This is a genomic window from Microbacterium sp. NPDC055502, assembly GCF_053643635.1.
The window spans coordinates 780,469-806,808 of record NZ_JBSHKJ010000001.1 but is presented as its reverse complement, the minus strand read 5'-3'; the positions used below and the strand labels follow the sequence as shown (position 1 = coordinate 806,808).

The following is a 26,340-nucleotide window of genomic DNA, read 5'->3' as shown; positions in this document are numbered from 1 at the left end:
GCGGGGGTCGGCTCCTCCGGCGGGGTCGGAGCGGACGTGCGACGTCGGTCGCGGCGCAGCAGGGGCCGGGGGTCGATCGCGGATGCTGCGGGGTCGAGCGGGGCGTTCTCGAGCGAACGTCCGGAGGGTAGAGCAGTCGTGACGGGGTCCTTCCGCGAGCAGATGATCTCGGGTCACGGCCCCTTCGGGAGGACCGTTACCGTCCCGTAACCTACGTTGCCGTTCGGGGAGGCGTCAAATCCTCCGTGCCGGCATTCCTGCTGCGCAGGCTCCCGATGTCGTTGCGCCGCCTGGGCCCGTGGACGAGGGCGGAGTCGTCGCGGAGCATCAGAGTGGCATCGACGAGATCGCACCAGAGGGTGACACCGTGCCGGTGCCGATCGTGCGAAGGGTATTGGAGGGGCTGACGGGAATCGAACCCGCGCTGTCTGCTTGGGAAGCAGAAGTTCTACCATTGAACTACAGCCCCGAACCCGCCCGAGAGCAGGTGAGGGCAAGCCTACCCGTCTCCGGGGCGATGGCCAAAGCGTGAACCGCGGCGTCAGGTCGTGGCGTCCGCCGTCGCGGGGGTGTCGCGCTGCTGCCCCGCGTACATCGTGCCCCACCGCGTGAGCGCGTCGACGAGCGGGGTCGCGGTCGCACCCAGCTCGCTCAGCCGGTACTCCACCTTGGGCGGGACTTCGCGGTAGACCGTGCGGGTGATCAGGCCGTCCGCCTCCAGCTCGCGCAGCTGCCGGGTGAGCACGCGCGACGTGGGGTCCTGCAGCAGGCGCCCGAGCTCACCGAAGCGCAGCACGCCGTGCTCGGCGAGCAGCGACAGGATGCTCGGCTTCCACGCGCCGCCGAGCACGGCGATCGAGACCTCCGCGTCGCAGGTCTCGGTCCACTCGCGGACGATCCTGGCCGTCTTCTCGCGCATCGCGCCTCCACAGTATCCAAACGGTAAGTACGTGACGACAATGTCGGTACTTGTGGCCTTTGCCTGTACTTTACAGACTGAGTCCGTGACCACCAGCCCCGTCGTCGTCCCCGTCCGCTCCTCTCTCCGGCTCTGGATGGCGATGGTGCCGCTCCTGCTCGGCGTCCTCATCGGCGCCCTCGCCATCAGCAGCGTGTCCACGGCGCTGCCCGCGATCCGCGACGACCTCGCGCTGACCGACACCGAGGGTCTCTGGCTCGTCGACGTCTACGCGCTGTCGCTCGCGGCGACGCTGATCCTGGCGGCGCGGATCGGCGACGCGTTCGGCCGCAAGACCATCGTCGTGATCGGGCTCGTCGGCTTCGCGGTGCTCAACGGCATCGGCGGCGTCGCCACCAGTGGCCTGCTGCTCATCGTGATCCGGGCTCTGCTCGGCGTCGCGGAGGCCTTCGTGGTCGCGGGTGTGGTGGCCACGATCGGTGCGACTTTCCAGGCGAGGGAGCGCGTGCTCGCGTACGGGCTCTGGACCGCCACCTTCGGAACCGGCAGCGCCCTCGGTCCCGTGCTCGGCGGGCTCCTCGCGGAGGGGCCCGGCTGGCGATGGCTGCTGCTGGGCAGTGTGCCGCTCGCGGTGGCCGCCGCCCTGCTCGCCCTGTGGCTCGTGCCGGACTCGCGCAGCACGCAGCCACCGTCGTGGGACGTGCCGAGCATCCTGTCGTCGATCGTCGCGCTCGGCGCCCTCGTTTTCGCGCTGCACGAGGTGCTGGCCGCTCCCGTGTCGGCCGCGGTGGCCGCGGTCGTGTCGGTCGCCAGCCTCGTGTTCTTCGTACGGCGGCAGCGTCGGCTGCCCCTCCCGCTGCTCGACCTGGCCCTTTTCCGGGTGCCGGGATTCAGCCCGGCGATCGTGCGCATCATCGTCAGCAGCGGGGCGTCGTCGGCGTCGGTGCTCCTGGTGAGCCTGCACCTGCAGGATGCGCGGGGGCAGAGTGCCGCCGAGGCGGGCATCGCGCTGCTGCCGCAGGCCGCGGCGATCGCGATCGGCGGGGTGCTGGCGCCGCTCGCGCTGCGCTGGCTGTCGGCGAACGCACTCACCGTGCTGGTGCTGCTGCTGCAGGCGTTCGGGCTCGTGTGGCTCGCGTTCGACCCCGGCATCGTGGCGCTGCCCCTCGTGCTGGTCGGGCTCGGGTTCGGCATCGCGGGGACCCTCGCCGCCGCGACGCTGTTCGAGGTGACGACCGAGGATCAGGCGGGACAGGTCGGGGCGGTGCAGGAGGTGGGCTTCGCCCTGGGCGGCGGACTCGGCATCGCGGTGTTCGGCACGATCGCGGCCGTGCTCGTGACGGGCGGCTTCCCGGTGGCGGTGGTCGCGGCGGCGGTGACCGTGACGGCGGCCGCGCTGCTCCCGCTGCTCTCGCGTCGCAGCGCCCCGGCCCTGTGACGCGGATGCCGCAGGTCGCGTGAGGCGCGACCCGTGCGGTGACTAGGCTGAGGCCGTGCTTCTCAGCGATCGCGACATCAGGGCAGAACTCGCGTCGGGCCGTGTCGGCCTGGCTCCGCACGAGCCGGAGATGATCCAGCCGTCCAGCATCGACGTGCGCCTGGACCGCTACTTCCGCCTCTTCGACAACCACAAGTACCCGTTCATCGACCCGTCGGTGGATCAGCCCGAGCTCACCCGGCTCATCGAGGTCGATCCCGACGAGCCGTTCATCCTCCACCCCGGCGAGTTCGCGCTCGGCGCGACGTTCGAGCAGGTGACGCTGCCGGACGACATCGCCGCCCGGCTCGAGGGCAAGTCCTCGCTCGGGCGCCTCGGCCTGATCACGCACTCCACGGCCGGGTTCATCGACCCCGGGTTCACGGGTCATGTGACGCTGGAGCTGGCGAACGTCGCGACCCTGCCGATCAAGCTGTGGCCGGGGATGAAGATCGGGCAGCTGTGCTTCTTCCGGCTCACCTCGCCCGCCGAGAACCCCTACGGCTCCGGCCCCTACGGCAACCGGTACCAGGGGCAGCGCGGGCCCACCGCGTCGCGGTCGTTCCAGAACTTCCACCGCACCGATGTGGGCGTGACCGATGTGGGAGCGATCGGAGGCTGACATGAGCGACGGCGACGGGCGGACCCCGGAGGAGCCCGGAACCCCGGGTGGACCTGTGGCCCCGGACGGCCCGGTGACGCCCGAGCCCCTGCTGCCTCATGAGCCCGCGGCCCCGGACGAGCCGGTGGCCCCGGATGAGCCGGATGCTGCCGGTGCGGCCGTCCCGACGGAGTCCGCGGCGATCCGCCCGGCCGACGACGTGATCCCCCCGGCCCCGCCGGAGACCCCGATCCCGGACGGCCTGCTCGACCCGCCGCCCGCCGACATCCCGCCCGCGGACGCCGTGCTCCCGCCGCCTCCGCCGCCCACGCGCCGCTCGGAGCGCGAGCGCCCGACGCCCGCGATCCTCGAGGGGGAGCCGCCCGCTGCGGCGGCCGACGACTGGTCGCAGCCGTCGCTCGCTCCGGAGGTGCCGGAGGGCGGCAGCTACCGCGTGCTCGCCGGCCTCATCTTCGTGTTCCTGTTCCTGCTGCTCGTCGCCGCCGTGGTCGCGCTCGTGGTCCTGGTGAATGCCGGGTTCCCGACCCTCGCCGACGCGGCGCCCGCGCTGATTCCGCTGCGGGTCTGACGCCGGATCTTCGGGCTCGCCGGCGTCCGGCGCCATCGGATCGGTGTCCCGGTCTGCGTGCGGTCGCCCGCGATGTCGGTCGAGGGCCTGGAATCAGGCGCGGGCGGCGGACTCCGCGGTCGAGTGTGCGGCGTGCGACGGCTCGGGGGTGGGGTGTGTAGCGTGCGTGGACTGCGCCGTGGGGCCCGGGGCGTGCGCGGGCTCTGCGTCATCGGCCACGTGCGACCGCGTCGGCGGCGTCGCTGCCGTGGCGGTGCCGAGCGCGTCGATCGCGGGCAGCCCGCCCGTGACGAGAGCCACGACCGCGTCGAGGGTGGGGTCGGCCGAGAGCACCTTCGTGTGACCGAGGCCCACCGTGCGCAGCATCCGCGAGCGGCCGGGGTGGGCGGCGTGCAGGCGCAGGGCGTCACGGTCGGGCAGGCGGCGGTCGCCGCGGTCGTGCACCACGAGCAGCGCGGTGCCGTCGGGCAACGGGTGTCGTCCGGCGTCGAAGCGCTCGGCCGCCGTGGCCTCGTCGATCGCGAGGCGGCGGTGGAACCGCTCGCGGAGGTTCTGCGCGGTGGGCTCGTCGAGGCGCAGGTCGCTGGCGAACTGGGCGAGGAAGGCCTCGGGCGCCGCGGCGCCGGCGAGCACGGCCACCGCGGGCACCGGCACGGTCGTGCGGGCGGCGGTGAGGGCGCCCAGCGCGCCGAAGGAGTGGCCGATCAGCGCCTCGAACGGGCCGTGCTCGCCCTGCAGTCGCTCGGCGACCGTCACCCAGTCGCGCACGTCGGTCGCGCGGCCGCCGGACGATCCGTGTGCCGGCCCGTCGAAGGCGAGCACGCGGAACCCCTCGGCCACCAGCTCGCGCACGAGCGGCGCGAACTGCGACGCCCGGCCGCGCCAGCCGTGCAGGAGCAGCACGGTGCGCGGCCCGCGACCCCACTCGTACGTGGTGACCTCGATGCCGCGCACCGTGACGGTGCCGCGGCGGGCGTCGCTGTGGGTCGGCGCATCGGCGGGGCGCACGCGCATGCGGGGCCCGGTGGTGAAGAACAGGCGGAGCGCCACGGCGCCCGCCAGCCGTGGCGAGACGCGGGCGAGCAGGGGGACGGTACGGGCGAGCAGGACGGGCAGGGACGGCATCGTGACTCCTTCGCCGGAACAATACGAACGATCATACGTATACTAGGCGAACGATCGTTCGTATACTAGGGGGATGTCCGAGAGCCCGATCCTGGACGGCCGACGGGTACGGGGTGATGCCTCCCGCCGCGTCGTGCTCCACAGCGCCACGAACCTGGCGTCGGTCGAGGGTCTCGACGGCCTGACGATCGGTCGGCTCGCTACGGCGTCCGGATCGAGCAAGAGCAGCATCGCCACGCTCTTCCGCAGCAAGGAGGGGTTGCAGCTCGCCACGATCGAAGCCGCCAGGGAGATCTTCCTCGCACGGATCGTCGAGCCCGCCCGTGCCGAGCCCCGCGGCGTGCGACGCCTCGCGGCGCTGCTGCGCCATTCGCTGCTCTATTCGAAGGACCGCGTGTTCTCCGGAGGCTGCTTCTTCGCCGCGACCTCCGCCGACGTCGACTCCAAGACCGGGCCGGTGACCGACGCCGTGCGCGCGGCCCTGACCGACTGGCACGGGTACATCGAGGCCCAGCTGCGTCACGCCATCGCGGTCGGAGAGATCGCGGTCGACGACGTGGACGTGCTGGCGTTCGAACTCGTCGCGCTGAACGAGGAAGCCAACTCGCGCTCGCTGCTCCTCGACGACGAACGGCCCTATGCCCTCGCCGCGGCGGCGATGCGCGGACGCCTCCGTGCTGTCGGCGCCCCCGACGACGCCGTGGCGCTCCTCGACCTCGAGATGTAGAGCCCCGGCGCGCGACAGGGCGCCTTCCCAGACGGGAAGGCGCCCTGTGGTGCGGCGGTCAGGCGGCGCGACCGCGGCGAAACCCGGCGTCGTAGCCGCGCTCGAACGCGTGACGTGCGCGGCGCTCGCCCTGGTGGCCGTGACCGCACGGCCCCTCCGGCATCGCGTGGCCGTCGTGGCCGTGGCCGTGCCCACGGCTGTGGAAGCCGTGGCGGCCGTCGGCCTCGTGACGGTCGTCGAACGCGTGACGTTCGCGTTCGCCGAAGCCGTTGCCGCGCTCGAACCCACGGGGACCGAAGCCCCGTGGACCGAAGCCGTGGCGACCGAAGCCGTGGCCGAACGGGGCGCGGAAACCGTGACCGTGCCGGTGGCCCCGCGGGCCGCGGTGCGTGCGGGGGAGGGGTGTGCCCTCCTCCCACCCGAACGCGCGGGCGATGGCCTCGAGCGATGCGAGCGTCGTGGCGAGGTCGTCCGTGGGGACGGCGTCGACGACCTTGGCGCGGATGCCGTCGACCAGGGCGCCGAGGCGCTCCTTCGCGGCGCGGCCGTCGTCGGTGAGGGACCAGCCCTCGCCGTCGGTGACGACCCACCCGCGGACGATCAGGCGGCGCAGCTTGTGCGCACGAAGCGGGCGTTCGCGTTCGACCGAGCCGTCGACGACGTTGAGCAGGCGCCAGTCGCGCCGGGTGATGCCCTCGTCGTCGAACGCGGCGGCGAACTCGGCCGCCATGAGGCGGTCGACGGCCTTGAGCCAGTAGCCGAACGGGCGCGGCGGCTGGGGAGTCTCTGTGGTGTCTGTGGTGGTGTTCATGGGGTTGTCCTCTGTTCAGGGGCGGCTGGTGGGCCGCGGTGGTGGCCGGTGGATGTCAGGTGACATATCCATGTGATCCGGCATGTACATGTAGTGTGACATGCAGATCTAAAGCATGTCAAGTCGCATGTAAAATCGAGGCATGGCCACCCGTTCCCGCGATTCCGAACCGCACGACCCCGCCGAGGCGATCGCCCAGGCCCTGTCTCGTCTCCGCGGGCGCCGGCCCGGTCAGCGCGAGCACGGACCGCGCGGACGCGGCGGACCCCACGGCTGGCCCGGCGGAGGTCACGACGGCCCGCACGCCGACGATGCCCACGAGCACTTCGGCCATCACCGCGGGCACCCCGGGATGCCGCCGTGGATGGCCGACCCCTCCGGACGCCTCGGCGGCCCCGCCCGCATGCGGATGCTCGAGGCACTGGCCTCGGCGCCCGAACCGCTGAGCGTGAGCGCGCTCGGCCAGGCGATCGGCGTGGATCAGCCCCGCGCGTCGCGGCTCGTGCAGCAGGGCGTGCAGGGCGGCTTCGTGCGTCGTGAGGCCGACCCGGACGACGCGCGCCGCACCCGGATCGCGCTGACCGACGAGGGCCGCCGGCTCGCGCGCGGTCTGCGCGGGGAGAGGAGGGAGCTGCTCACCCAGGCGCTCGCGCCCTTCACCGACGACGAGCGCACCGAACTCGCGCGTCTGCTCACCAAGCTCGCCGACAACTGGCCGCGCTGACGCCGCGACGATTCCTGCTCCGCCGGTCTCGCTCCGCCGGTCTCGCTCCGCCGGTGTCGCGCCTCCGACCCCGCTCCGCCGGTCTCGCTCCGCGGGTCTCGCTCCGCGACTCAGGCGCGCGCGAAGTCGAGCGAGGGCTCGTCGTCCACCGAGAGGGACAGCACGACCGCCTCGATCGCGTCGTGCGCCTGGATCCGCCGCTCCACCTCGCGCAGCCGACGCGCCACGTCGTGCTCGCGCGCGTCGCCCGACAGGTCGACCTCGGCCACGAGGAACAGCCGGTTCGGCCCCACGTACTCGATGTGCAGGTAGGTCACCCGTTCGATGTCGTCCAGCCCCAGCAGAGCCGTGCCGACCCGCGAGCGCAGGGTGGGGGAGACGCTCGTGCCGACGAGGAATGCGATGTTGCGTCCGATCAGGATCACCGCGACCACCCCGAGCAGCACGCCCACCAGGATCGAGCCGATCGCGTCCCAGGCGGCCACGCCGGTGAGCTGGTGCAGCAGGATCGAGCCGCCCGCGAGGACCAGGCCGACGAGGGCTGCCGAGTCCTCGAAGAACACGGCGCGGAGGGTCGTGTCGCTCGTCTCCAGCACGAAGTCCCACGTGGAGCTGCCGCGCTCGCGCGCCAGGCGGCGGGAGCGGATCATCGCCTGCGTGAACGACGCCCCCTCGAGCACGAACGCGATACCGAGGACGACGTAGGCGACGACCGGGCTCTCCACCGGGCCGGTGTCGGACAGCTCCTGGATGCCGTGCATGATCGACACGATCGAGCCCGCGGTGAAGATGCCGAACGCGGCGATCAGCGACCACACGAAGGCGTTGCGGCCGTAGCCGAGCGGATGCCGCGCGTCTTTGGTCTTCGCGCCGCGCCGGTCGGCGATCAGCAGGAACACCTCGTTGCCCGCGTCCGCCCAGGAGTGCGCGGCCTCGGCGACCATCGACGCGGACGAGGTGATGACCGCGGCCACCGTCTTCGCGATCGCGACGAGCACGTTGGCGAGGAAGGCGAGCAGCACGGTCACCCCGGTCACGCTACTCCTGCCCCGCGGGGCGGTCGCGTCCTAGCGCGGAGCCTTCACCGGCAGCAGCAGGAGGAACCCGGCGATCAGCACGATCACGATGCCGAGGATGCCGAACGCCGTCTGCGCGGTCAGGGCGATCAGCACGGTCCAGGCGGCGGAGGCCATCCAGCTCGCCGCCCGTCCCGTCGTCGCGTACAGGCCGAAGATCTCGCCCTCGCGGCCGGCCGGGGTGACGCGGGCCAGGAAGGACCGCGCGGCGGCCTGCGCCGGTCCGACGAACGCGCACAGGATGAGTCCGCCCACCCAGAACACGATCGCGCCGGCGTCGCGCAGCAGGAAGACCGCGAGCCCCGCGACGATCATGGCCGCGATCGAGCCGAGGATGATGCGCTTCGGGCCGAGGCGGTCGTCGAGTCGTCCGGCCAGGATCGTCGACACCCCCGCGACGAGGTTCGCCGCGATGCCGAACACGATGATGTCCTGCGTGCCGAACCGGAACACGGCCGTGCCGATGATCGCGCCGAACGCGAACACCCCGCCCAGGCCGTCGCGGAACACCGCGCTGGCGAGCAGGTACCAGAAGGTCGAGCGGGTCTCCGGGTCGCGGTACAGCCCCACGACGTCCTGCACCAGCAGCACGTACGACCGGAAGAAGCCGACCTTCCGCTCCGGGCGGCCGAGCGACGGTTCCGGCACGTTGAGGAAGATCGGGATGGCGAACACGATCGCCCAGACCGCGCAGCCGACCGCGATCAGGCGGTACGCGAGTCCGTTGTCGGTCGGCATCCCGAACCAGTCGAAGGTGTCGAGCACCACCACGATCACGAGCGCGATGATGCCGCCGAGGTACCCGAAGCCCCAGCCGAGGCCCGAGATGCGTCCGACGTTCTTGGGGTTCGCGATGCCGATCAGCATGGCGTTGGAGTTGACCGCTGCGATCTCGCCGAACACCGACCCGGCGGAGATCAGCGCCACGCCCACCCAGAACAGGGCGGGGACCGGCTCGACGAACCACAGCCCGAACATGCAGAGGATCAGTGCGCCCGTGCCGATGCCCAGCCACAGCTTCTGGCGTCCGGCGGCATCCGCCCGCTGACCGAGCACCGGGGCGAGCAGGAGGATGCCGAAGGCGGCGACCGTGAGGCCGAGACCGAGGCCGGACGCGAGGTCGGCCTCCGCGGCGATCCGTACCGGGTCGTTCTCGTCGAGCGCGGCGACCTCGGGCGGCAGGAACGAGGGGCTGACGAGGTAGAGCGCCGTGAACACGAACGTGAGGATCACCGTGTTGAACGGCTGGGTCGCCCAGTCCCACAGGGCCCACGAGTACACCTGCTTCTTCGGGGCGGGGGTCTCGCCGCGCAGGTCGAGGCCGACCACGGCGACGGCTCCGCTGCTCGCGGTCGCTGCGGGCTCCGGTGCGCCGCTGCGGGATTCGGGTTCGCTCATGCTCGCAGTCTGGCGGGGCCCGGTGAACGCCCGGTGACGGCGCGCCGTGTCCCGCGCCGCACCCCGGCTCAACCCACTCCGCCCGGGTCAGAGGGCGGGGCCGCGGCGGATGCGCACCGGGCCGCGCGCGGAGGCGATATCGACCGGCTCGCCCTTCTGGGTCACCACGACCTCGTCCCGGTCGGCGAGCGCGGCGGTCACGCGGCGCACCTCGTCCATCCGGTTGCGCCAGGCCTCCCCGCCGACGGCTCTGGCGACGTCGCTCGGGCAGATCGACGACCCCTCCCTCTTGCGGGTGAGGGTGCGGATGGCGGCCGCGATGCGCTCCGCGGACTCCTCGGGCGTCGGCTGCTCCCACCACGGGGCGCCGCGTTCGCCGAGGGCGGTCTTCGCATCGTGCACGCGGCGCCGCGCCTCGGGCTCCGCCGCCTTGACGGCGCGCCGCGCGGCCATCAGCTCGTCGACCAGCTCCTGGCGCAGCTTCTCCGGGATCGCCGGGTCGGTCGCCCGCCACCGGCGTCCGTTCACGACGATGTGGTGGCCATCGGGCGTGCGCTCCGGTGCCGTGGCCGCGTCCGGCTCGTCGGGCTGCTCCATGTCGGCAGTGTGCCGCGGCGGGCCCCCCAACGGCAGACCCTTGACGCGCGGCCCTCCGCGTCGGGTGCGGTCGAAGCGCGACGGACACCGGGTGCGTAGGGTCGAGGGATGGCGGCGAGCGCGGGGCGAGGAGGCGGCACGGTCGTGCTGTTCGAGGGGGCGAGCGACCGGCTCGCGTTCCTCGCCGCGGCGCAGCGCCTCGGCGAGACGCTCGACGACCTCGACCTGGTCGACCTCGACGGCATCACGAACCTCCGTTCCCGGCTCGCGGCCCTCCGCGCGGTCGAGCCTGCCGTGCGGGTGCTCGGCCTCTACGACGCGGCGGAGGGCGCGTACGTGACCCGGGTCCTGCGCGACGACGGCGCGATCGACGCCACGGGCGTGCCCGCCGATGCGGGGTTCTTCGGCTGTGAGCGCGACCTCGAAGACGAGGTCATCCGTGCCGCCGGGGTTCCGTTGGTGGAGCAGGCGCTGGCGGCGCGGGGCGAGCTCGGGCGGTTCCGCGTGTTCCAGGGGCAGCCGGCGCAGCGGGGCAGGGTCGTGGAGGATCAGCTGCATCGCTTCGCCGGGACGGCCGCGGGACGCAAAGCGCGGTTCGCCGCGGACATCGTCGGCCTGCTCCCGCTCGACCGGATGCCGCCCGCGCTGTCGGCCCTGCTCGACGCGGTCCGCCCCGCCGCCTGACCCGCGCTCGACGCGGTGCATGCCGCGTGACCCCCGACCCGGGCGACTTCGCGCTCACTCCGTGCGGAGCGGGCGGAGCGTGCGGGCGTAGTCCTCCTTGAGCACCGCGAGGTGGAGCCAGGCCTCGATCCGGGTCACTCCGGGCAGCGCGCGCAGGCGCTCCAGGCTCGCGTACAGGGCGCCGGCCGAGGGCTCAACGAGTGTCGCGACCGCGTCGAAGCGGCCGAGCGTGCGGGCGGCGAAGTCGACACCGCGACCGCGTCGCAGCTCCTCGATCACGGCCTCGTCGTCGTCGCCGAGGGTCATGCCCACGCCCATCGACAGCTGCCGGTGCGCGAGGCCGCGTGCCTCGACCGCGCTGATCTTGATGACGCCCGCGTCGATGAGCCGCTGCACCCGAGTCGCGACGGCGCTGGGGGAGAGGCGCACCTCTTCGCCGAGCGCGCGGAAGCTCATGCGGCCATCGGCCTGCAGGTGCTCCACGAGGGCTTCGTCGATCGCGTCGAGCGTGACCCCGCCGTGGTACTCCGACACGAAGAACCCCTTGATCACGGTCGAGTAGATGATGGTGTTGATGTCGAGCACGCCCGCGCTGCCGCGGATGCGGGCGAGCAGGTCGTGCAGTTCCGACATCGACCCGACGCGCACCTCGGTCACGATGTCGTGCGCGCCGCCGACGGCCGACACGAGCACGGTCTCGCTCATGTCGCGCAGGTGCTCGGCCACGACCTCGACGGCGCCGTCGGTGCGGATCGACACGTGCGCCAGGACGTGCTGGCCGAGGAAGACCGGGTCCACCGCGGCGACCACGCGCACCGTGCGGTCGGCCAGCAGCGTGCGCAGTCGTGCGGCCACCGCGGCCCTGGACTGCCCGAGCCGCTCGGCCAGGGCGCGGATGCTCGCGCGCCCGTCCTCCTGGAGCGCGCGGATGAGTTCGGCGTCGAAATCCATGGCTGCGTCCCGATCCGTCAGTTTCCCCGGTCTGCACGACGACGCGCGCAGAACCTCAGCGTAACCCCGCGTGCGACCGGCGGGAAGGCCCGCTTTGCGTGCCCAAGGGACCAGAAGTCCAGTGAATCCCCGTTCTCGCTGGAGTTCTGCGCTTGCCGCCGGGTCGTCGCGTCCCTAGCATCGTTCGCTATCCGACACCATCCGCGAAGGAGCGGGTCCATGACCACCACCCCCACCCCCCGAAGCGGCGTCCACAGCCGCGCACGCCGCGCCGGCATCGCCGCCTTCGTCGGCACCACGATCGAGTGGTACGACTTCTACGTCTACGCCACGGCCGCCGCCCTCGTCTTCGGCCCGCTGTTCTTCCCGAGCGACGACCCCCTCGCCGAGACCGCCGCGGCGTTCGCGACGTTCGCGGTCGCCTTCCTCGTCCGTCCCCTCGGCGGCATCGTCTTCGGCCACATCGGCGACAAGCTCGGCCGCCGCGTCTCGCTCGTCATCACCCTGCTGCTGATGGGCGCCGCGACCGTCCTCGTCGGCTGCCTCCCCACCTACGAGAACATCGGCATCCTCGCGCCGATCCTCCTGATCCTGCTGCGCGCCATCCAGGGCCTCGCGGTCGGTGGCGAGTGGGGTGGCGCCGTGCTCATGAGCGTCGAGCACGCCCCGGAGAAGTCGAAGACGTTCTACGGCGGCTTCACCCAGCTCGGCAACCCCGCCGGTGCGCTGCTCGCCTCGGGCATCTTCGCGATCATGGCCCGCGGCGGCGACACGTTCATCATCGATGGCGGCTGGCGCATCCCGTTCCTGCTGTCGATCGTGCTGATCGCCGTCGGCCTGTGGGTCCGCTACCGCGTGGAGGAGTCGCCGGTCTTCGAGGAGAAGATCGAGGGCCGCAAGCAGTCCATGCCCCTCGCCTTCGCGCTGCGCGTCAACTGGAAGCCGATCCTGCTCGGCATCGGCATCCTGCCCATCTCCACGGGCGGCTACTACCTGGCCACGACCTTCGCCACCGCCTACGCGACCGGCGAGCCCATCGCGATCAGCGAGCAGGTGATCCTCGACGCCATGACGATCGCCTCGTTCGTGGAGTTCGTGGTCACGCTGCCGGTCGCCTGGCTCGGCGACAAGTGGGGCCGCAAGAACGTGATGTACATCGGCCTGATCACCTCGGTGCTGACGTTCGCGCCGTTCCTGCTGGTGATGCCGGGACGGGTCGAGCCGCTCATCTTCCTGCTCGCCTCGCTGGTGCGCATCGCGATGAGCGCGACCTACGCCCCGATCGCCGCGATCCTCGCGCAGATGTTCCGCCCGCAGGCGCGGTACACCTCGATCGCCCTCTCCTACGGCGTGGGTGCCGCGATCTGGGCCGGCTTCTCGCCGTGGTTCGCGACGCAGCTGATCGCCTGGACGGGCAGCGTCTGGTCGGTGATCGCGATGTTCGTCGGCATGGCCGTGATCGCCGGGATCTGCACGCGCCTCGCGCCGCAGCACTCCGACGAGGCACCGGTCACGGCCTCGTTCACCGCCCGGACCGACACCACGGCGAACCGCCTGCCCTGATCGGCTCCGCTCCCCACCCGCAAGACCCCACCGCGAACAGGCTCCTCATGCGCAAGCTCACCCCCTTCGACCGCTCGGCCCAGGCCGCCCCCGCCCTCGTCACCGCCCGCGCCATCCACACCGCGGACGCGGCGGACACCACCGCGACCGCGATGCTCACCGACCGGGGGCGCATCGTCGCCCTCGGCACGGTCGCGGAGTGCGAGGACGTGGCGGCCAGGGCCGGGCTGACCCCGGAGCGCGTCGAGCTCGGCGACGCGGTCGTGGTGCCCGGGTTCGTCGACGCGCACGCGCACCCGCTCATGTTCGGGCAGATGATGACGTGGGTGGACTGCGGGCCGGAGAAGGCGGGCAGCATCCCCGAGATCGTCGCCCTGCTGAAGGCCGCGGCGGCCGGGCTCCCCGCCGGTCGCCCGGTGCGCGGCTACGGCTACGAGCAGCGCAACCTCGCCGAGAAGCGCCACCCCACCCGGTTCGAGCTCGACGAGGTCGCGTCCGACCGGGAGGTGTACCTCATGAACGCCTCGGGTCACGGCGGCGTCGTGAACTCCTACACGCTCGACATCAACGGCGTGGACCGCGACACCCCGAACCCGGACGGCGGCGAGTTCTTCCGCGACGCCGACGGCGAGCTCACCGGGGAGCTGTCCGACGCGGCGTGCAACATCCTGACGGGCGTGCACGGGGTGAAGATCGGCCACCACGGCCCGAACTTCCACCTGGCCGATGAGCCGGAGGAGCACCTGCGGCAGCTCGACGCCGCGACGCAGCGGTTCCTTGCGGGCGGTGTCACCTCGATCGGCGACTGCCAGGTCACGCGCCGCGAGTTCGACATGTACCTGCGGCTCGCGGAGGCCGGGCGACTCGAGCTGCGCGTGTCGATGTACCTGCTGTCGCATCTGCTCGACGAGGCGCTCGAGATGGGGCTCGTCGGACAGTTCGGCAACGCGCACCTGAGCTTCGCCGGCATCAAGTTCTACGCCGACGGCACCCTCGGCGGCTGGACCGCGTACTTCCCCGACGGCTACGTGGGCGACCCGTGCCGCACGGGCCAGCTGTACCACGAGCCCGCCGACTACGCCGAGCTGATCCGCAAGGCGCACGCCGCGGGGCTCCAGACGGCGACGCACGCGCAGTCGCCCACCGCGATCGAGATGGTCGTGTCGGCGATCGAGGCCGCGCTCGCCGAACGTCCCGATGCGGACGCCCGGCACCGCATCGAGCACTGCGGCCTGCCCACGCCCGAGCAGATCGCGCGCATGGCGACCGCCGGCATCCGTCCCGTCAACCAGACCCAGCACTACTTCAACTGGGGCGAGGGCGTGGAGGAGGCCATCGGCACCCCGGGCGAGCGGTTCAACCCGCTCGGCGAGTTCGAGCGGGCGGGCGTGCCCATGACGATCTCCTCCGACGCCCCGGTCGCCGAGCCGATCCCGCTGGAGGCCATCCAGACGGCGGTCACCCGCGTCACCCGCCGCGGCCACCGGCTCGGGCCCGACGACCTGCGCATCTCCGCGCTCGCCGCACTGCGCGCCCACACGATCGAGGGGGCCGTGTCGATCGGGCGGGAAGACGACCTGGGCTCGCTGGAAGTGGGCAAGCTCGCCGACTTCGCGGTGCTCTCGGACGACCCGCTGGCCGTGCCCGCCGAGGAGATCGCGGCCATCGAGGTACGCGAGACCTGGGTCGACGGCGTGCGCCGCCACGTCGCCGCCCGCACCACGGCCGCCGTCTGAACGAGGATACGAGCATGAGCGCCGACGCGAACCCCACCGCCCCGTACGCCGACACGGCGGGCCGCGCGGTGCTGGAGACCATCCGCGGCTACGGGGTGACGGCGGTGTTCGGCATCCCCGGCACCCACAACCTGGAGCTGTACCGCCCCCTGGCCGACCTCGGCATCCGCGCCGTCACCAACCGGCACGAGCAGGGCTCCGGCTACGGCGCCGACGGCTGGGCGCAGCAGACCGGGCTCCCCGGCGTCGTGATCACCACGTCGGGCCCCGGGCTGCAGAACGCCCTGAGCGCGATCGGCACCGCGTTCTGCGAGTCGCGTCCGCTGATCGTGCTGTCGCCCGGGGTGCCGCTCGGCGCGGAGTTCGCCGACGTGGGCACCCTGCACGAGACGAAGGACGCCACGGCCATGGTCGGCGCGATCGCGGAGTGGTCGCGCCGGGTGACCACGGCGGCCGAGGGAGTGGAGGCCGTGCACGACGCCTTCCACCTCTTCCGCACCGGTCGCCCGCGCCCCGTGCACATCGAGATCCCGCTCGACGTGCTGGAGGCCCCGGCCGACGTGCCCGCCGCCGCCCGGGCGCCCCGTCCGATGCCCGAGCGCGTGGCCGGTGACCCGGTCGCGCTCGCCGAGGCCGGGCGACTGCTGTCGGCCGCGCGCACCCCGGTGATCGTCGCCGGCGGGGGAGCCGTGGACGCGGTGCATCAGGTGACCGCGATCGCCGAGCGCCTGGGCGCCCCCGTGCTCACCACCCTGAACGGCAAGGGCGTGCTCGACGAGGGCCACCCGCTGTCGCTCGGCTCGAACCTGCGCCTCGCCGCCGCGCGAGCCGTCGCCGAGGCCGCGGACGTGCTGCTCGTGGTCGGCTCGAAGCTCGGGGAGGCGGAGCTGTGGGCCCCGCGCCTCGAGGCCCGCGGCGCTGTGATCCGCATCGACATCTCCCCGGCGCAGCGCGACAAGAACCTCACCGCGACCGTCGGGATCACGGGCGACGCGGCCGCGGTGACCGATGCCCTGCTGCCGCTGCTGCCCGACACGGCCCCGACGCCGCGCGACCTGTCGGCCGAACGGGCCGCGATCGAGGACGAGTCCCGCGCCACGGCCCCCGAGACGGTGGCGCTCGCGGAGGTGATCGCCGCGGCACTGCCCGACGACGCGATCGTGGCGGGCGACTCGTCGCAGATCGTGTACACGGCGCTGGGCAGCGTGCTGCGACAGGAGCATCCGCACTCCCTGCTCTACACGCCCACCTATGCCACGCTCGGCTACGGGCTGCCGGCCGCGATCGGCGCCGCGGTCGCGCAGACCGAGCGCCCCGTGGTCACGGTGATCGGCGACGGCGCGCTCATGTTCTGCGTGAACGAGCTCGTCACCGCGGTCGAGCAGCGCCTCGACCTCACGGTCGTGTGCGTCGACAACGGCGGCTACGCCGAGATCCGCCAGAACGAGGTCGACCGCGGCATGGCCCCGATCGGCGTGGATCTGGTGCAGCCCGACTGGGCCGCGCTCGCCACCGCGTTCGGCGCGACCGGGCATCGTGTCGAGAGACGCGACGACATCGCCCCGAGCATCCGCGCCGCCATCGCCGCGGGCGGCGTGCAGCTCGTGCACCTGCCGCAGCACGCCCTCTGAGCCCTTCGACACCCCGAACGAACAGGAACGAGAAATGACCGACACCATCGGCCCCGTCGACGCCTCCGTGAACCCGCGGTACTCCGGCATCGCCACCTTCGCCCGCCTGCCCCGCATCGAAGACGTGCCGCGCGCCGACATCGCCGTGGTGGGGATCCCGTTCGACTCCGGTGTGAGCTACCGCCCCGGCACGCGGTTCGGTCCGTCGCACGTGCGGGAGTCGTCGCGTCTGCTGCGCCCGTACAACCCGGCGCAGGACGTGTCGCCCTTCCAGCTCGCGCAGGTCGTCGACGCGGGCGACATCCCCGTGAACCCCTTCGACCTCACCGAGGCCGTGACCGAGGTCGAGCGCGCGGCGACGGCGCTCGGCGAGCAGGTGCAGCGCATCGTGACGATCGGCGGCGACCACACCGTGGCCCTGCCGCTGCTGCGCGCCGTGGCCGCGAAGCACGGGCCGGTCGCGGTGCTGCACTTCGACGCGCACCTCGACACGTGGGACACCTACTTCGGCGCGCCCATCACGCACGGCACGCCCTTCCGCCGCGCGAGCGAGGAGGGGCTGATCGACCTCACCGCCAGCTGCCACGTGGGCACGCGCGGACCCCTCTACTCCAAGCAGGACCTGGAGGACGACGAGCGCCTGGGGTTCTCGATCGTGTCGAGCGAGTACATCGAGGAGCACGGCGTCGAAGCCGCGATCGACCGGATCCTCACGCGCATCGGCGACAAGCCGCTGTACGTGTCGATCGACATCGACGTGCTCGACCCCGCGCACGCCCCCGGCACCGGGACCCCCGAGGCGGGAGGACTCACGAGCCGTGAGCTGCTGCGCATCCTCCGCGCGCTGCGCGACCGCGACATCGTGGGCGCCGACGTCGTGGAGGTGTCGCCCGCCTACGACCACGCGCAGATGACCGGGATCGCCGCGAGCCACGTGGTGTACGAGCTCGTGACGCTGCTGGCCGCCCGCCTGGCCTCCTGACACGACGGGTCAGTACAGCGCCGCGAGCAGGTCGGCGAACAGCTCCTCGGCGTCGCACTCCACGCGGCGCCGCGCGAACCAGTCGCACACGTTCACGCAGTCGCGGTGCAGCAGGTCGAGCCCCTGCGGGTTCGCGATCACGTCCACGATCTGCGGCAGGTCGATCACCCGCACCCGCCCCTGGTGCACGAGCAGGTTGTACGCGGACAGGTCGCCGTGCGCGAAACCCGCCGCGGCGAACACCCGCATGAGCTCGACCACCTGCGCGTAGTGCTCCTGCAGGGTGTCGCGGTCGGCGCGCACCTGCGCGAGGCGCGGGGCTGCGGTGCCGTCGTCATCGCCGAGGAACTCCATGAGCACCTCGGTCCCGCTCACCTGCACGGGGTAGGGCACCGGGGCGCCGAGCTGCCACAGGCGGCACAGCGCCTCGAACTCCGCGAACGACCACTGCGCCGCAGCCACCGCGCGCCCGTGCTCCGACTTGCGGGCCAGGGCCCTGGTGTCGCGGGTGTTCCGGGTGCTGCGGCCCTCCGTGTACACGGCGGAGCGGTGGAAGCTCCGGTTCTCCTCGCCGCGGTAGCGCTTCGCCGCCAGCAGCGTGCGCTGCGTGGGGTCGTCGGGAACGGCGCGTTCGAGCAGGAACACGTCGGCCTCCTTGCCCGTCTTGAGGATGCCGAGCTCGGTGTCGAGCGCGCCCGCCGAGGTCACGACCCACGCGGGCCGCGGCTCGGGGCCGCGCTCGGTCGGGGTGGCGGAGGGCCAGGTGGTCCAGCGCTGCCCGTCACCGGGTTCGACGTCGGCGAAGGACAGGGAGGTCTCGAGGGAATCGAAGGGGGAGGCGTCGAAGGACGCGGCTTCCGGGGAAGCGGAGGGATCGGTCACGGTGTGGCTCCGGGAAGGGAGGCCGCACGGCGATCAGGAGCGGGCGGCCTCGAGGGGAAGGTGGTCGGCGAAGGGCGCGACGACGACGGTGTTCATCTCATCGCCTCCTTCTGCTCGGGCTTCCCGGGCGACTCCCGGTGCGACGACGAGCCTACGGGGGTGCGCGGGCGCGTGTCCAGGGTCGGACGATCGGTCGGACGCGGCGGACGACCGGTCGGGCGCGGACGCACGGGCGCCGGAAGGGTGGAAGCATGACCACGACTGCCCCCGTCCCCACCGCGGCGCCCACCCGGGCCGACCGCATCCGCTACGGCGGACTCATCGCGCTCATGATCATGGGCTTCCTGCTCGTGACCGCCGAGTTCCTCCCCAACGGTGTCCTCACCGAGATGGCCGACGGCCTCGGGGTCACCCCGGGTCAGGCGGGGCAGACGGTCACGGTCACGGCGCTGGTGGGACTCGTCGTCGCGCCCACGATCGGGCTGATGTTCCCGCGCCTCGACCGCCGGTCGCTGCTGGTGTGGATGGCGCTCGCCGCGGCCGTGTCGAACCTCGTGGTCGCGATCGCGCCGAACCTGCTGCTCGTGCTCGCCGCCCGGTTCCTGCTGGGCGCGGCGATCAGCGCCTACTGGACCATGTCGATCACGGTCGCCGCACGGCTCGCGGGGCCGGAGCACCTGGGCCGCGGGGTCATGTTCACCTCGGCCGGGGTGTCGCTGGCCACGGTCGCCGGGGTGCCGATCGGCGTGATGCTCAGCGAGGTCGTCGACTGGCGGATGGTGTTCGCGCTCGCCGGCGTGCTGATGGTGGTGCTGGCGGTCGCGCTGCGCTGGGCGCTGCCGGCGGTGCCGGCCGAGCGGGCGTCGAGCCTGCGGCTGCTCGTCGACACGGTCCGCCGCCCCGGTATCGGGCTGGGCATGGTCGGGCACGTCCTCGTGGTGCTCGGGCACTTCCTCGCCTACACGTACGTGCGGCTGGCGCTCGAGCGCATCCCCGACGTCGACGCCTCGACCATCGTGGTGCTGCTGGCGCTGTTCGGCGTCGGCGGTCTCCTCGGCAACATCTCGATCGGGCTGGTGATCGACCGGTCGTTCGCGTTCTTCGCCGTGTTCGCGCCGCTCGTGATCGCGGCCGCGGTCATCTCGATGATCCTCTTCTCCGGGTCGATCATCGGCGTCGGCGTGGTCGTGCTCGTCTGGGGCTTCGTCTTCTCGTCGTGGCTGATCGTGATCAACACGTGGGTCGGGCACCGCATGCCGGATCGCCTGGAGGCGGGCGGCAGCCTCGTGGTCGTCGGGTTCCAGGGTGCGATCACCCTCGCCGCGGGTCTGGGCGGGCTGCTCGTCGACACGCTGAGCGTGGAGCTCGCCTACGTGATCGGCGCGGTGTCGCTGCTCGCGGGTGCGGTGCTGTTCGGCCTGTCGAACCGGCTGAGCACGCGGGGCTGACGGGGCACAAGGGGCGGCGCCGCCTCCCGCGGTTCCGGTTCACAACTCCGCAGTTTCCCGGCGATGTGTCGCCTGCCCGTCGCCCGAGCAGTCGCATCGCCGCGGATCTGCGGAGTCGTGGGCAGCCCGCCATCGAGATCGGGCTGAGACGCGATCGGTCACCGGGACGTCGGCGGCGGGGGTCGGCGCTCAGACCAGGGCGGGAGTGCGAGCGGCGGAACGCCAGGACGACGGGGTCATACCCGTGCGGCGGCGGAATGCGCGGCTGAAGCCCTCGTCGGACGCGTAGCCGAGTTCGCGCGACACGTCCGACACGGAGCGCCCGGCGTCGAGCAGGCGCTTGGCCGCGTCGATGCGCACCTCCGTGACGTAGTCGGCGGGGGAGCGGCCGACCGCGACGCGGAACCGCTCGGCGAAGGTGGAGCGCGACATGGCGCCGATGGCCGCGAGGCGCTCGACCGTCCAGTCGCGTCCTGGCTCCTGGTGGATGGCGTCGACCACGCGGTCGAGGAACGGGTCGTTCGACAGCGAGGGCCAGCCCGCGGGTGCGCAGCCGTTGGCGGCCCAGGCGCGGATGACCGACATCAGCACGGTCTTCGCCATCATGCGGCAGATCACGGGGTCGCCCTGCCGGGCGGGGGAGGCCGCGGGGTCGACGAGGCCCATGTTCTCGGCGAGCGCGGCGGCCGCGGGCTCGAGCGCGTCGAATCCGGTGACGGTGAGGAACGGCGGCAGGAGGGCGGGCAGCGGTGAGGTGGCGTCGGCGAACTCGAGGTCGACCACCATGAGCGTGGTGTCGCGGTCGGCCTCCAGCACGAACGCGGTGCGGCCGAGGGTGAGGAACGCGTCACCGGCGACCAGGTGGTCGCGGCGCTCTCGGGGCTCGAGGGTGAGGCGGCGGGAGTCGGGGTCGACGCCGAGGCGGCAGCCGTCGCCGAGGGGCGGATGCCCCTGCACGCTGCCCGATGCGAGGTAGACGAGCGTCGTGGGCCCGGCCGGGATCGGGAGCAGCCCTCCGGCGGCGAGCGGGATGCGCCGCGCCACGCCGACCCGCAGCTCCACGGCGTCGAGCACGTGCGAGAGCGCGTCCGCGTCCACTGTCACCATGCCTTCGGCAACGCCCCTCCCTCGTCCGGTATTCCGGTGGGAACGGCGGGTGCTGCGATTCGGCGCCCGCGGACGGCGCGGATACTCTGGAGGGGTACCCCACCCGAGGAGTCCCGTGTTCCGCACCCCTGGCCGTCTGTACCGTGTCCTGGCGATCGCGGAGGCGATCACCTGGACGATCCTGATCGCCGCGATCATCGCCAGGGCGGTCGGCGCCCCCGGGGTCGTGGTCACGGTCGGCGGCGGCATCCACGGCTTCGTGTTCCTCGCCTATGCCGCCACCGCCGTCCTGGTCGCGCTCAATCAGCGCTGGCACCCGGGCGTCGGCGTACTGGCGGTGGCGAGCGCCGTGATCCCCTACGCCACCATCCCGATGGAGATCTGGCTGCACCGCTCCGGTCGGCTGCGCGGCGACTGGCGGCTCGACCCCACCGACGACCCCCGCGACCGCCGCTGGTACGACCGGCCGATGCGCTGGTTCCTCCGCCGCCCGTGGGTGCTCGCGGTGCTGCTGGTCGTGGGCATCGTCGCGCTCTACGTGATCCTGCTGCTGATCGGTCCTCCCGGCGGCAAGTGAGCCGGATCCGGACTGGTTCCGGATCCTCTCCCTCCGGCCCCATGGGGGTCCGGACACTCCGTCGACCCCGGCGATACAAAGTTGAGCCGAGCCATATCAAGTTTGTTTGACACGGTCGTGCGGCCGGAGTACACTTGAGCCATCGCGACTCAGGTTTCCCTGATCGCCGCAGGTTTTCCGAACCACAACAGACTTCCCAACAAAGGAGAGAACACATGGCACGTGCTGTCGGTATCGACCTCGGAACCACCAACTCCGTCGTCAGCGTCCTCGAGGGCGGCGAGCCCAAGGTCATCGCCAATGCCGAAGGCTTCCGCACGACCCCCTCGGTCGTGGCCTTCACCAAGGACGGGGAGGTGCTCGTCGGCGAGACCGCGAAGCGCCAGGCCGTCACCAACGTCGACCGGACCATCGCCTCGGTCAAGCGCCACATGGGCACCGACTGGACCTTCGAGGTCGACGGCAAGAAGTGGACGCCGCAGGAGATCTCCGCGCGCATCCTCCAGAAGCTCAAGCGCGACGCCGAGTCGTACCTGGGCGACACCGTGACCGACGCGGTCATCACCGTCCCCGCGTACTTCAACGACGCCGAGCGCCAGGCCACCAAGGAGGCCGGTGAGATCGCGGGCCTCAACGTGCTCCGCATCATCAACGAGCCGACCGCGGCGGCCCTCGCCTACGGCCTCGACAAGGGCAAGGAAGACGAGCTCATCCTCGTCTTCGACCTCGGTGGCGGAACGTTCGACGTCTCCCTCCTCGAGGTGGGCAAGGACGACGACTTCTCCACGATCCAGGTGCGCGCCACCGCCGGTGACAACCGCCTCGGTGGAGACGACTGGGACCAGCGCCTCGTCGACTACCTGATCAAGCAGTTCAAGGAGACCACGGGCGTCGACGTCTCGGGCGACAAGATCGCGCTGCAGCGCCTCAAGGAGGCCGCGGAGCAGGCCAAGAAGGAGCTCTCCAGCTCCACCTCGACCAGCATCAACCTGCCGTACCTGTCGCTGACCGAGTCCGGCCCGGTGTCGCTGAGCGAGACCATCACCCGCGCGAAGTTCGAGGACCTCACGAAGGACCTGCTCGACCGCACCAAGAAGCCGTTCGAGGACGTGATCCGCGAGGCCGGCATCAAGGTGTCCGACATCGACCACATCGTGCTCGTGGGTGGATCGACCCGCATGCCCGCCGTCGCCGAGCTCGTCAAGCGCGAGACCGGCAAGGAGGCCAACAAGGGCGTGAACCCCGACGAGGTCGTGGCCGTCGGTGCGGCTCTGCAGGCCGGTGTGCTGAAGGGCGAGCGCAAGGACGTCCTGCTCATCGACGTGACCCCGCTCTCCCTCGGCATCGAGACCAAGGGCGGCATGATGACCAAGCTCATCGAGCGCAACACGGCCATCCCGACGAAGCGCAGCGAGACCTTCACCACGGCCGACGACAACCAGCCGTCCGTCGCGATCCAGGTCTTCCAGGGCGAGCGCGACTTCACGCGCGACAACAAGCCGCTCGGCACGTTCGAGCTGACCGGCATCGCCCCGGCGCCCCGCGGCATCCCGCAGATCGAGGTCACGTTCGACATCGACGCCAACGGCATCGTGCACGTGTCCGCGAAGGACAAGGGCACCGGCACCGAGAAGTCGATCGTCATCTCCGGCGGCTCGTCGCTGTCGAAGGAAGACATCGAGCGCATGGTGCGCGAGGCCGAGGAGCACGCCGCCGAGGACAAGGCGCGCCGTGAGGCCGCCGAGACCCGCAACCAGGCCGAGACCCTGGCGTACTCGATCGAGAAGCTGATCTCCGAGAACGAGGACAAGCTCCCCGACGACGTCAAGACCGAGGTCAAGGGCGATGTCGATGCCCTCAAGACGGCCCTGGCCGGCGACGACGACGAGGCCGTGAAGACCGCGTTCGAGAAGCTCAACCAGTCGCAGTCCAAGCTCGGCGAGGCGATCTACGCCTCCTCGCAGGCGGATGCCGCCGCCGGCGCTTCGGCTGACGGCGAGGCCCCGGCCGGTGACGCCCCCTCCTCCGAGGAAGACGTCATCGACGCCGAGGTCGTCGACGACGAGGACGAGAAGAAGTAACCATGACCGACAAGAACTTCGACGAGAACCAGAATCCTGAGTCCGCCGAAGGTCGCAGCGAGGGGTCGGACGCTCAGGCGTCCGGCCCCGCGCCGCAGAACCCGGACTCCCGCGAGGCGCAGGCCGCCGAAGGGTCGGACGAGACGCCGGTCGACGGCGCCCCCGACGACCTGACGGTGGACGACATCCTGGGCGCGACGCAGACCGGCGAGGCCGCGGCGGAAGACGCCGTGCTCGCCGACCTCGAGTCGACGCTGCTGAACGACCTCAAGCGCCTGCAGGCCGAGTACGCCAACTACCGCCGCCGCACCGAGGAACAGCGCCAGATCGAGATCGAGCGCGCCAAGGGCGAGGCCGCCAAGGGCCTCATCCCCGTGCTCGACGACCTGGGCCGCGCCGAACAGCACGGCGACCTGGTGGAGGGCACCCCCTTCGCCGTGATCGCCGACAAGGTGCGCGCCGTGGTGGAGCGTCTCGGAGTCGTGGCCTACGGCGACAAGGGCGAGGAATTCGACCCGCAGCGCCACGAGGCCATCTTCCAGCAGCCGACCCCCGGCGTCGAGAAGGCCACGGTGCTCGAGGTCGTCGAGGTGGGGTACCGCCTGGGCGACGTCGAGCTGCGTCCCGCGAAGGTCGTCGTCGCCGTCCCTGCGGAGTAGGTGATCGATGGCCAGCCAGGATTGGTTCGACAAGGACTTCTACAAGACCCTCGGGGTCACGAAGGACGTCAGCGACGCTGACCTCAAGAAGACGTACCGCAAGCTCGCGCGCAAGTATCACCCCGACTCCAATCAGGGCGATGCGAAGGCCGAGGCCAAGTTCAAGGAGATCAGCGAGGCCTACTCGGTGCTCTCCGACCCCGAGCAGCGCAAGGAGTACGACGAGATCCGCGCCATGGGCTCGGGCGCCCGCTTCACCGCCAGCGGTTCCGGGGCGGGCGGGTTCGAAGACGTCTTCAGCCGGTTCGGACAGCAGGGGCGAGGCCAGAGCGCCGACTTCGAGGACATCTTCGCGATGTTCAACCAGGGGCAGGGCAGCGGCTTCGGCGGCGGCCGGTTCGGTCAGCCGAGCGGCGGGTTCCGCGGCTTCGGCGGACCGCAGCGCGGCGCCGACGTGACCGCGCGCACCACGCTCGACTTCACCACCGCCGTGCAGGGTGAGACCATCACGCTGCAGGGTGAGGACGGCAAGCCGTTCAAGGTGAAGATCCCCGCGGGCGTCGCCGACGGGCAGAAGATCCGGCTGCGCGGCCGGGGTCGTCCGTCGCCGGACGGCGGGGAGAGCGGTGACATCGTGGTGCAGATCACGGTGCGACCGCACCCCGTGTTCACGCGCGACGGCCTCAACCTCCGCGTGGTCGTGCCGGTCACGTTCACCGAGGCCACGCTCGGTGCCACCATCGAGGTGCCGACGCTCGGCGGTGACGTGGTCAAGCTGCGCGTCGCCCCTGGCACTCCGTCCGGGCGCGTGCTGCGCGTCAAGGGCCGCGGTGTCGCGACCTCCAAGGGCACGGGCGACCTGCTCGCCGAGCTCCAGGTCGCGGTGCCGACGCACCTCGACGACGCCGCGCGCGAGGCGCTGGAGAAGTTCCAGCAGCTGGAGCCGCAGGAGAACCCGCGGGCGGAGTTGATGGCGAAGGCCCGCCGATGAGTGCGAACGCCGAGGGACGGGGGTGGAGTGCGTGATGGACGCCGACACCCCCGTCTTCGCGATCGCCGCGGCCGCCGAGCTGTCGGGCCTGCACCCGCAGACCCTCCGCCAGTACGACCGCATCGGGCTCGTGGTGCCCGGCCGCACGCCGGGCGGCTCCCGGCGGTATTCGTCGCGGAACATCGAGCAGCTGCGGGAGGTCGCGCAGCTCTCCTCCGAGGGGATGAGCCTGCCCGCGATCGCCAAGCTCCTCGACCTGGAGGACGAGAACCGGATGCTGCGCGGGCGCGTCGTCGCGCTCGAGGCCGCGCTGCGCGCCGAGCGGGAGAACCGCCCGGGCGTGCGGGTGTTCGCGGCCGGCTCGTCCGGCGTGGTCCCGATGCCCGGCGGACGACGGCTGCGTCGCTCGACCGAGCTGGTGCTGTGGCACCCGCGCGGCTCGGCGTGACCTGAGCCCGACACGTTCAGGGGATGGAAAGCCGCTCTTCCTAGCGTGGGGGCAGGGAACCCCCTGGTCCGCGCCGCGCGCGGGTGTCCTGCCACGACGGAAGAACTCCTCATGACGAACACCACTGCCCACCGCCCCGCCCCCTCGCTGGGACTCCTGATCCTCCGGGTCGTCACCGGTGCGATCTTCGCCGCCCACGGCGCCCAGAAGATCTTCGAGTACACGATCCCCGGAACCATCGGCAGCTTCGCCGGCATGGGTGTGCCGTTCGCGGAGATCGCCGCGCCCGTGGTCGCCTTCGTCGAGCTGATCGGCGGCATCCTGCTGATGCTCGGGCTGTTCACCCGCCCGGTCGGCGTGGTGCTCGCGATCGACATGCTGGTCGCGCTCGTGCTCGTGCACCTGCCCGCCGGTCTCTGGGTGGGCGAGGGCGGCTACGAGTTCGTGGCCGTGCTGGGCGCGGCCGCTCTGGCCCTCGCGCTCACCGGTGCCGGGCGCTTCTCGATCGACGGAGCCGTGCTGCGGGGCCGAGCTCCCGCCTGGCTCGCCTGACCGC

General features: G+C 72.0%; 26 protein-coding genes and 1 tRNA gene. 17 read left to right on the top strand and 10 right to left on the bottom strand.

Annotation, left to right across the window (positions count from 1 at the left end; genetic code table 11):
* Positions 1 to 395: 395 nt before the first annotated feature.
* Together ACWH95_RS04025 and ACWH95_RS04020 are read right to left on the bottom strand one after the other, a co-directional pair.
* Positions 396 to 469: transfer RNA gene (locus ACWH95_RS04025), tRNA-Gly, on the bottom strand.
* A gap of 72 nt (positions 470 to 541) precedes the next feature.
* A complete protein-coding gene (locus tag ACWH95_RS04020) occupies positions 542 to 919 on the bottom strand; it encodes a winged helix-turn-helix transcriptional regulator (RefSeq protein WP_136028729.1) in 378 nt (125 codons plus the stop codon).
* Positions 920 to 1,004: 85 nt separating this feature from the next.
* On the opposite strand from ACWH95_RS04020, the gene ACWH95_RS04015 reads away from it, so the two are divergent.
* The 3 genes from ACWH95_RS04015 to ACWH95_RS04005 are packed head-to-tail and all read left to right on the top strand — an operon-like array spanning position 1,005 to position 3,586.
* On the top strand, positions 1,005 to 2,357 hold the full coding sequence (locus ACWH95_RS04015) for an MFS transporter (protein WP_454120225.1): 1,353 nt from the start codon (positions 1,005 to 1,007) through the stop codon (positions 2,355 to 2,357).
* A 55-nt stretch (positions 2,358 to 2,412) separates the two neighbouring features.
* On the top strand, positions 2,413 to 3,018 hold the full coding sequence (gene dcd, locus ACWH95_RS04010) for a dCTP deaminase (RefSeq protein ID WP_136028727.1): 606 nt from the start codon (positions 2,413 to 2,415) through the stop codon (positions 3,016 to 3,018).
* A gap of 1 nt (position 3,019) precedes the next feature.
* Positions 3,020 to 3,586: a hypothetical protein gene (locus ACWH95_RS04005; protein WP_454120224.1), complete on the top strand. Its 567-nt coding sequence runs from the start codon at positions 3,020 to 3,022 to the stop codon at positions 3,584 to 3,586.
* 93 nt (positions 3,587 to 3,679) lie between these two features.
* On the opposite strand, the gene ACWH95_RS04000 is transcribed toward ACWH95_RS04005, so the two are convergent.
* Positions 3,680 to 4,711 carry an alpha/beta fold hydrolase gene (locus ACWH95_RS04000; RefSeq protein ID WP_454120223.1) on the bottom strand — a complete coding sequence of 344 codons (1,032 nt, stop codon included), beginning with the start codon at positions 4,709 to 4,711 and terminating at the stop codon, positions 3,680 to 3,682.
* A gap of 73 nt (positions 4,712 to 4,784) precedes the next feature.
* On the opposite strand from ACWH95_RS04000, the gene ACWH95_RS03995 reads away from it, so the two are divergent.
* Positions 4,785 to 5,438, top strand: a complete 654-nt coding sequence (locus ACWH95_RS03995) for a TetR/AcrR family transcriptional regulator (protein WP_454120222.1) — start codon at positions 4,785 to 4,787, stop codon at positions 5,436 to 5,438.
* Positions 5,439 to 5,496: 58 nt separating this feature from the next.
* Here the strand turns inward: ACWH95_RS03995 and ACWH95_RS03990 are convergent, their stop codons facing one another.
* Positions 5,497 to 6,249, bottom strand: a complete 753-nt coding sequence (locus tag ACWH95_RS03990; RefSeq protein ID WP_454120221.1) for a hypothetical protein — start codon at positions 6,247 to 6,249, stop codon at positions 5,497 to 5,499.
* A 142-nt stretch (positions 6,250 to 6,391) separates the two neighbouring features.
* On the opposite strand from ACWH95_RS03990, the gene ACWH95_RS03985 reads away from it, so the two are divergent.
* Complete coding sequence (locus ACWH95_RS03985; protein ID WP_454120220.1) at positions 6,392 to 6,973, top strand: MarR family winged helix-turn-helix transcriptional regulator; 582 nt, start codon at positions 6,392 to 6,394, stop codon at positions 6,971 to 6,973.
* A 110-nt stretch (positions 6,974 to 7,083) separates the two neighbouring features.
* Here ACWH95_RS03985 and ACWH95_RS03980 read toward each other — a convergent pair whose 3' ends face one another.
* From ACWH95_RS03980 to ACWH95_RS03970, 3 genes are all read right to left on the bottom strand, one after another.
* The gene (locus tag ACWH95_RS03980; RefSeq protein WP_454120653.1) at positions 7,084 to 8,001 is read right to left on the bottom strand and encodes a cation diffusion facilitator family transporter; all 918 of its coding nucleotides are present in this window, start codon (positions 7,999 to 8,001) and stop codon (positions 7,084 to 7,086) included.
* 39 nt (positions 8,002 to 8,040) lie between these two features.
* The gene (locus ACWH95_RS03975; protein ID WP_454120219.1) at positions 8,041 to 9,447 is read right to left on the bottom strand and encodes an MFS transporter; all 1,407 of its coding nucleotides are present in this window, start codon (positions 9,445 to 9,447) and stop codon (positions 8,041 to 8,043) included.
* 87 nt (positions 9,448 to 9,534) lie between these two features.
* Complete coding sequence (locus ACWH95_RS03970; RefSeq protein WP_136044336.1) at positions 9,535 to 10,044, bottom strand: DUF3253 domain-containing protein; 510 nt, start codon at positions 10,042 to 10,044, stop codon at positions 9,535 to 9,537.
* A gap of 108 nt (positions 10,045 to 10,152) precedes the next feature.
* Here ACWH95_RS03970 and ACWH95_RS03965 point away from each other — a divergent pair, with 108 nt between their 5' ends.
* The gene (locus ACWH95_RS03965; protein WP_136036427.1) at positions 10,153 to 10,728 is read left to right on the top strand and encodes an ATP-dependent endonuclease; all 576 of its coding nucleotides are present in this window, start codon (positions 10,153 to 10,155) and stop codon (positions 10,726 to 10,728) included.
* A gap of 54 nt (positions 10,729 to 10,782) precedes the next feature.
* Here the strand turns inward: ACWH95_RS03965 and ACWH95_RS03960 are convergent, their stop codons facing one another.
* A complete protein-coding gene (locus tag ACWH95_RS03960) occupies positions 10,783 to 11,679 on the bottom strand; it encodes an Lrp/AsnC family transcriptional regulator (protein WP_136028719.1) in 897 nt (298 codons plus the stop codon).
* A 219-nt stretch (positions 11,680 to 11,898) separates the two neighbouring features.
* Between ACWH95_RS03960 and ACWH95_RS03955 the strand changes: the two genes are divergently transcribed.
* From ACWH95_RS03955 to speB, 4 genes are read left to right on the top strand one after another with little or no spacing between them, the layout of a single operon-like run.
* Positions 11,899 to 13,242 carry an MFS transporter gene (locus ACWH95_RS03955; protein WP_136028718.1) on the top strand — a complete coding sequence of 448 codons (1,344 nt, stop codon included), beginning with the start codon at positions 11,899 to 11,901 and terminating at the stop codon, positions 13,240 to 13,242.
* 47 nt (positions 13,243 to 13,289) lie between these two features.
* Complete coding sequence (locus ACWH95_RS03950) at positions 13,290 to 14,978, top strand: amidohydrolase (protein WP_136028717.1); 1,689 nt, start codon at positions 13,290 to 13,292, stop codon at positions 14,976 to 14,978.
* Between the two features lie 14 nt (positions 14,979 to 14,992).
* Positions 14,993 to 16,609 carry a thiamine pyrophosphate-binding protein gene (locus tag ACWH95_RS03945; RefSeq protein WP_454120218.1) on the top strand — a complete coding sequence of 539 codons (1,617 nt, stop codon included), beginning with the start codon at positions 14,993 to 14,995 and terminating at the stop codon, positions 16,607 to 16,609.
* Positions 16,610 to 16,643: 34 nt separating this feature from the next.
* Positions 16,644 to 17,591, top strand: a complete 948-nt coding sequence (gene speB, locus ACWH95_RS03940; RefSeq protein WP_136028715.1) for an agmatinase — start codon at positions 16,644 to 16,646, stop codon at positions 17,589 to 17,591.
* Positions 17,592 to 17,600: 9 nt separating this feature from the next.
* Here speB and ACWH95_RS03935 read toward each other — a convergent pair whose 3' ends face one another.
* A complete protein-coding gene (locus tag ACWH95_RS03935) occupies positions 17,601 to 18,473 on the bottom strand; it encodes a serine protein kinase RIO (RefSeq protein WP_454120216.1) in 873 nt (290 codons plus the stop codon).
* Positions 18,474 to 18,724: 251 nt separating this feature from the next.
* Here ACWH95_RS03935 and ACWH95_RS03930 point away from each other — a divergent pair, with 251 nt between their 5' ends.
* A complete protein-coding gene (locus ACWH95_RS03930; protein ID WP_454120215.1) occupies positions 18,725 to 19,921 on the top strand; it encodes an MFS transporter in 1,197 nt (398 codons plus the stop codon).
* A gap of 189 nt (positions 19,922 to 20,110) precedes the next feature.
* Here the strand turns inward: ACWH95_RS03930 and ACWH95_RS03925 are convergent, their stop codons facing one another.
* Positions 20,111 to 21,028: a helix-turn-helix domain-containing protein gene (locus ACWH95_RS03925; protein WP_454120214.1), complete on the bottom strand. Its 918-nt coding sequence runs from the start codon at positions 21,026 to 21,028 to the stop codon at positions 20,111 to 20,113.
* A 115-nt stretch (positions 21,029 to 21,143) separates the two neighbouring features.
* Here ACWH95_RS03925 and ACWH95_RS03920 point away from each other — a divergent pair, with 115 nt between their 5' ends.
* The 6 genes from ACWH95_RS03920 to ACWH95_RS03895 all read left to right on the top strand — a co-directional run bounded on the left by ACWH95_RS03920 (position 21,144) and on the right by ACWH95_RS03895 (position 26,336).
* Positions 21,144 to 21,605 carry a DUF3817 domain-containing protein gene (locus ACWH95_RS03920; protein WP_454120213.1) on the top strand — a complete coding sequence of 154 codons (462 nt, stop codon included), beginning with the start codon at positions 21,144 to 21,146 and terminating at the stop codon, positions 21,603 to 21,605.
* Positions 21,606 to 21,820: 215 nt separating this feature from the next.
* Entirely contained in the window at positions 21,821 to 23,686 is a 1,866-nt protein-coding gene (gene dnaK / locus ACWH95_RS03915; protein WP_136028707.1) for a molecular chaperone DnaK, read from the top strand.
* A 2-nt stretch (positions 23,687 to 23,688) separates the two neighbouring features.
* Positions 23,689 to 24,345 (top strand): nucleotide exchange factor GrpE, encoded by a 657-nt coding sequence (locus tag ACWH95_RS03910; protein WP_136028706.1) that lies wholly within the window; start codon positions 23,689 to 23,691, stop codon positions 24,343 to 24,345.
* Positions 24,346 to 24,352: 7 nt separating this feature from the next.
* Entirely contained in the window at positions 24,353 to 25,336 is a 984-nt protein-coding gene (locus tag ACWH95_RS03905; RefSeq protein WP_136028705.1) for a DnaJ C-terminal domain-containing protein, read from the top strand.
* 34 nt (positions 25,337 to 25,370) lie between these two features.
* Positions 25,371 to 25,784, top strand: coding sequence for a heat shock protein transcriptional repressor HspR (locus ACWH95_RS03900; RefSeq protein WP_136028704.1), 414 nt, complete (start codon positions 25,371 to 25,373; stop codon positions 25,782 to 25,784).
* A 111-nt stretch (positions 25,785 to 25,895) separates the two neighbouring features.
* Positions 25,896 to 26,336, top strand: coding sequence for a DoxX family protein (locus ACWH95_RS03895; RefSeq protein WP_136035959.1), 441 nt, complete (start codon positions 25,896 to 25,898; stop codon positions 26,334 to 26,336).
* Positions 26,337 to 26,340: the final 4 nt, after the last annotated feature.

Bases quoted from the DNA above. Each gene is read 5' to 3' on its own strand.
- ACWH95_RS04000 (WP_454120223.1), bottom strand. From the start codon at position 4,711: ATGCCGTCCCTGCCCGTCCTGCTCGCCCGTACCGTCCCCCTGCTCGCC.
- ACWH95_RS03985 (WP_454120220.1), top strand. From the start codon at position 6,392: ATGGCCACCCGTTCCCGCGATTCCGAACCGCACGACCCCGCCGAGGCG.
- speB (WP_136028715.1), top strand. From the start codon at position 16,644: ATGACCGACACCATCGGCCCCGTCGACGCCTCCGTGAACCCGCGGTAC.
- ACWH95_RS04020 (WP_136028729.1), bottom strand. From the start codon at position 919: ATGCGCGAGAAGACGGCCAGGATCGTCCGCGAGTGGACCGAGACCTGC.
- dnaK (WP_136028707.1), top strand. From the start codon at position 21,821: ATGGCACGTGCTGTCGGTATCGACCTCGGAACCACCAACTCCGTCGTC.
- ACWH95_RS03975 (WP_454120219.1), bottom strand. From the start codon at position 9,447: ATGAGCGAACCCGAATCCCGCAGCGGCGCACCGGAGCCCGCAGCGACC.
- ACWH95_RS03990 (WP_454120221.1), bottom strand. From the start codon at position 6,249: ATGAACACCACCACAGACACCACAGAGACTCCCCAGCCGCCGCGCCCG.
- ACWH95_RS04005 (WP_454120224.1), top strand. From the start codon at position 3,020: ATGAGCGACGGCGACGGGCGGACCCCGGAGGAGCCCGGAACCCCGGGT.
- ACWH95_RS03910 (WP_136028706.1), top strand. From the start codon at position 23,689: ATGACCGACAAGAACTTCGACGAGAACCAGAATCCTGAGTCCGCCGAA.
- ACWH95_RS03995 (WP_454120222.1), top strand. From the start codon at position 4,785: ATGTCCGAGAGCCCGATCCTGGACGGCCGACGGGTACGGGGTGATGCC.
- ACWH95_RS03965 (WP_136036427.1), top strand. From the start codon at position 10,153: ATGGCGGCGAGCGCGGGGCGAGGAGGCGGCACGGTCGTGCTGTTCGAG.
- ACWH95_RS03905 (WP_136028705.1), top strand. From the start codon at position 24,353: ATGGCCAGCCAGGATTGGTTCGACAAGGACTTCTACAAGACCCTCGGG.
- ACWH95_RS03970 (WP_136044336.1), bottom strand. From the start codon at position 10,044: ATGGAGCAGCCCGACGAGCCGGACGCGGCCACGGCACCGGAGCGCACG.
- ACWH95_RS03895 (WP_136035959.1), top strand. From the start codon at position 25,896: ATGACGAACACCACTGCCCACCGCCCCGCCCCCTCGCTGGGACTCCTG.
- ACWH95_RS03960 (WP_136028719.1), bottom strand. From the start codon at position 11,679: ATGGATTTCGACGCCGAACTCATCCGCGCGCTCCAGGAGGACGGGCGC.
- ACWH95_RS03930 (WP_454120215.1), top strand. From the start codon at position 18,725: ATGACCACGACTGCCCCCGTCCCCACCGCGGCGCCCACCCGGGCCGAC.
- ACWH95_RS03925 (WP_454120214.1), bottom strand. From the start codon at position 21,028: ATGGTGACAGTGGACGCGGACGCGCTCTCGCACGTGCTCGACGCCGTG.
- ACWH95_RS03950 (WP_136028717.1), top strand. From the start codon at position 13,290: ATGCGCAAGCTCACCCCCTTCGACCGCTCGGCCCAGGCCGCCCCCGCC.
- ACWH95_RS03945 (WP_454120218.1), top strand. From the start codon at position 14,993: ATGAGCGCCGACGCGAACCCCACCGCCCCGTACGCCGACACGGCGGGC.
- ACWH95_RS03955 (WP_136028718.1), top strand. From the start codon at position 11,899: ATGACCACCACCCCCACCCCCCGAAGCGGCGTCCACAGCCGCGCACGC.
- ACWH95_RS03900 (WP_136028704.1), top strand. From the start codon at position 25,371: ATGGACGCCGACACCCCCGTCTTCGCGATCGCCGCGGCCGCCGAGCTG.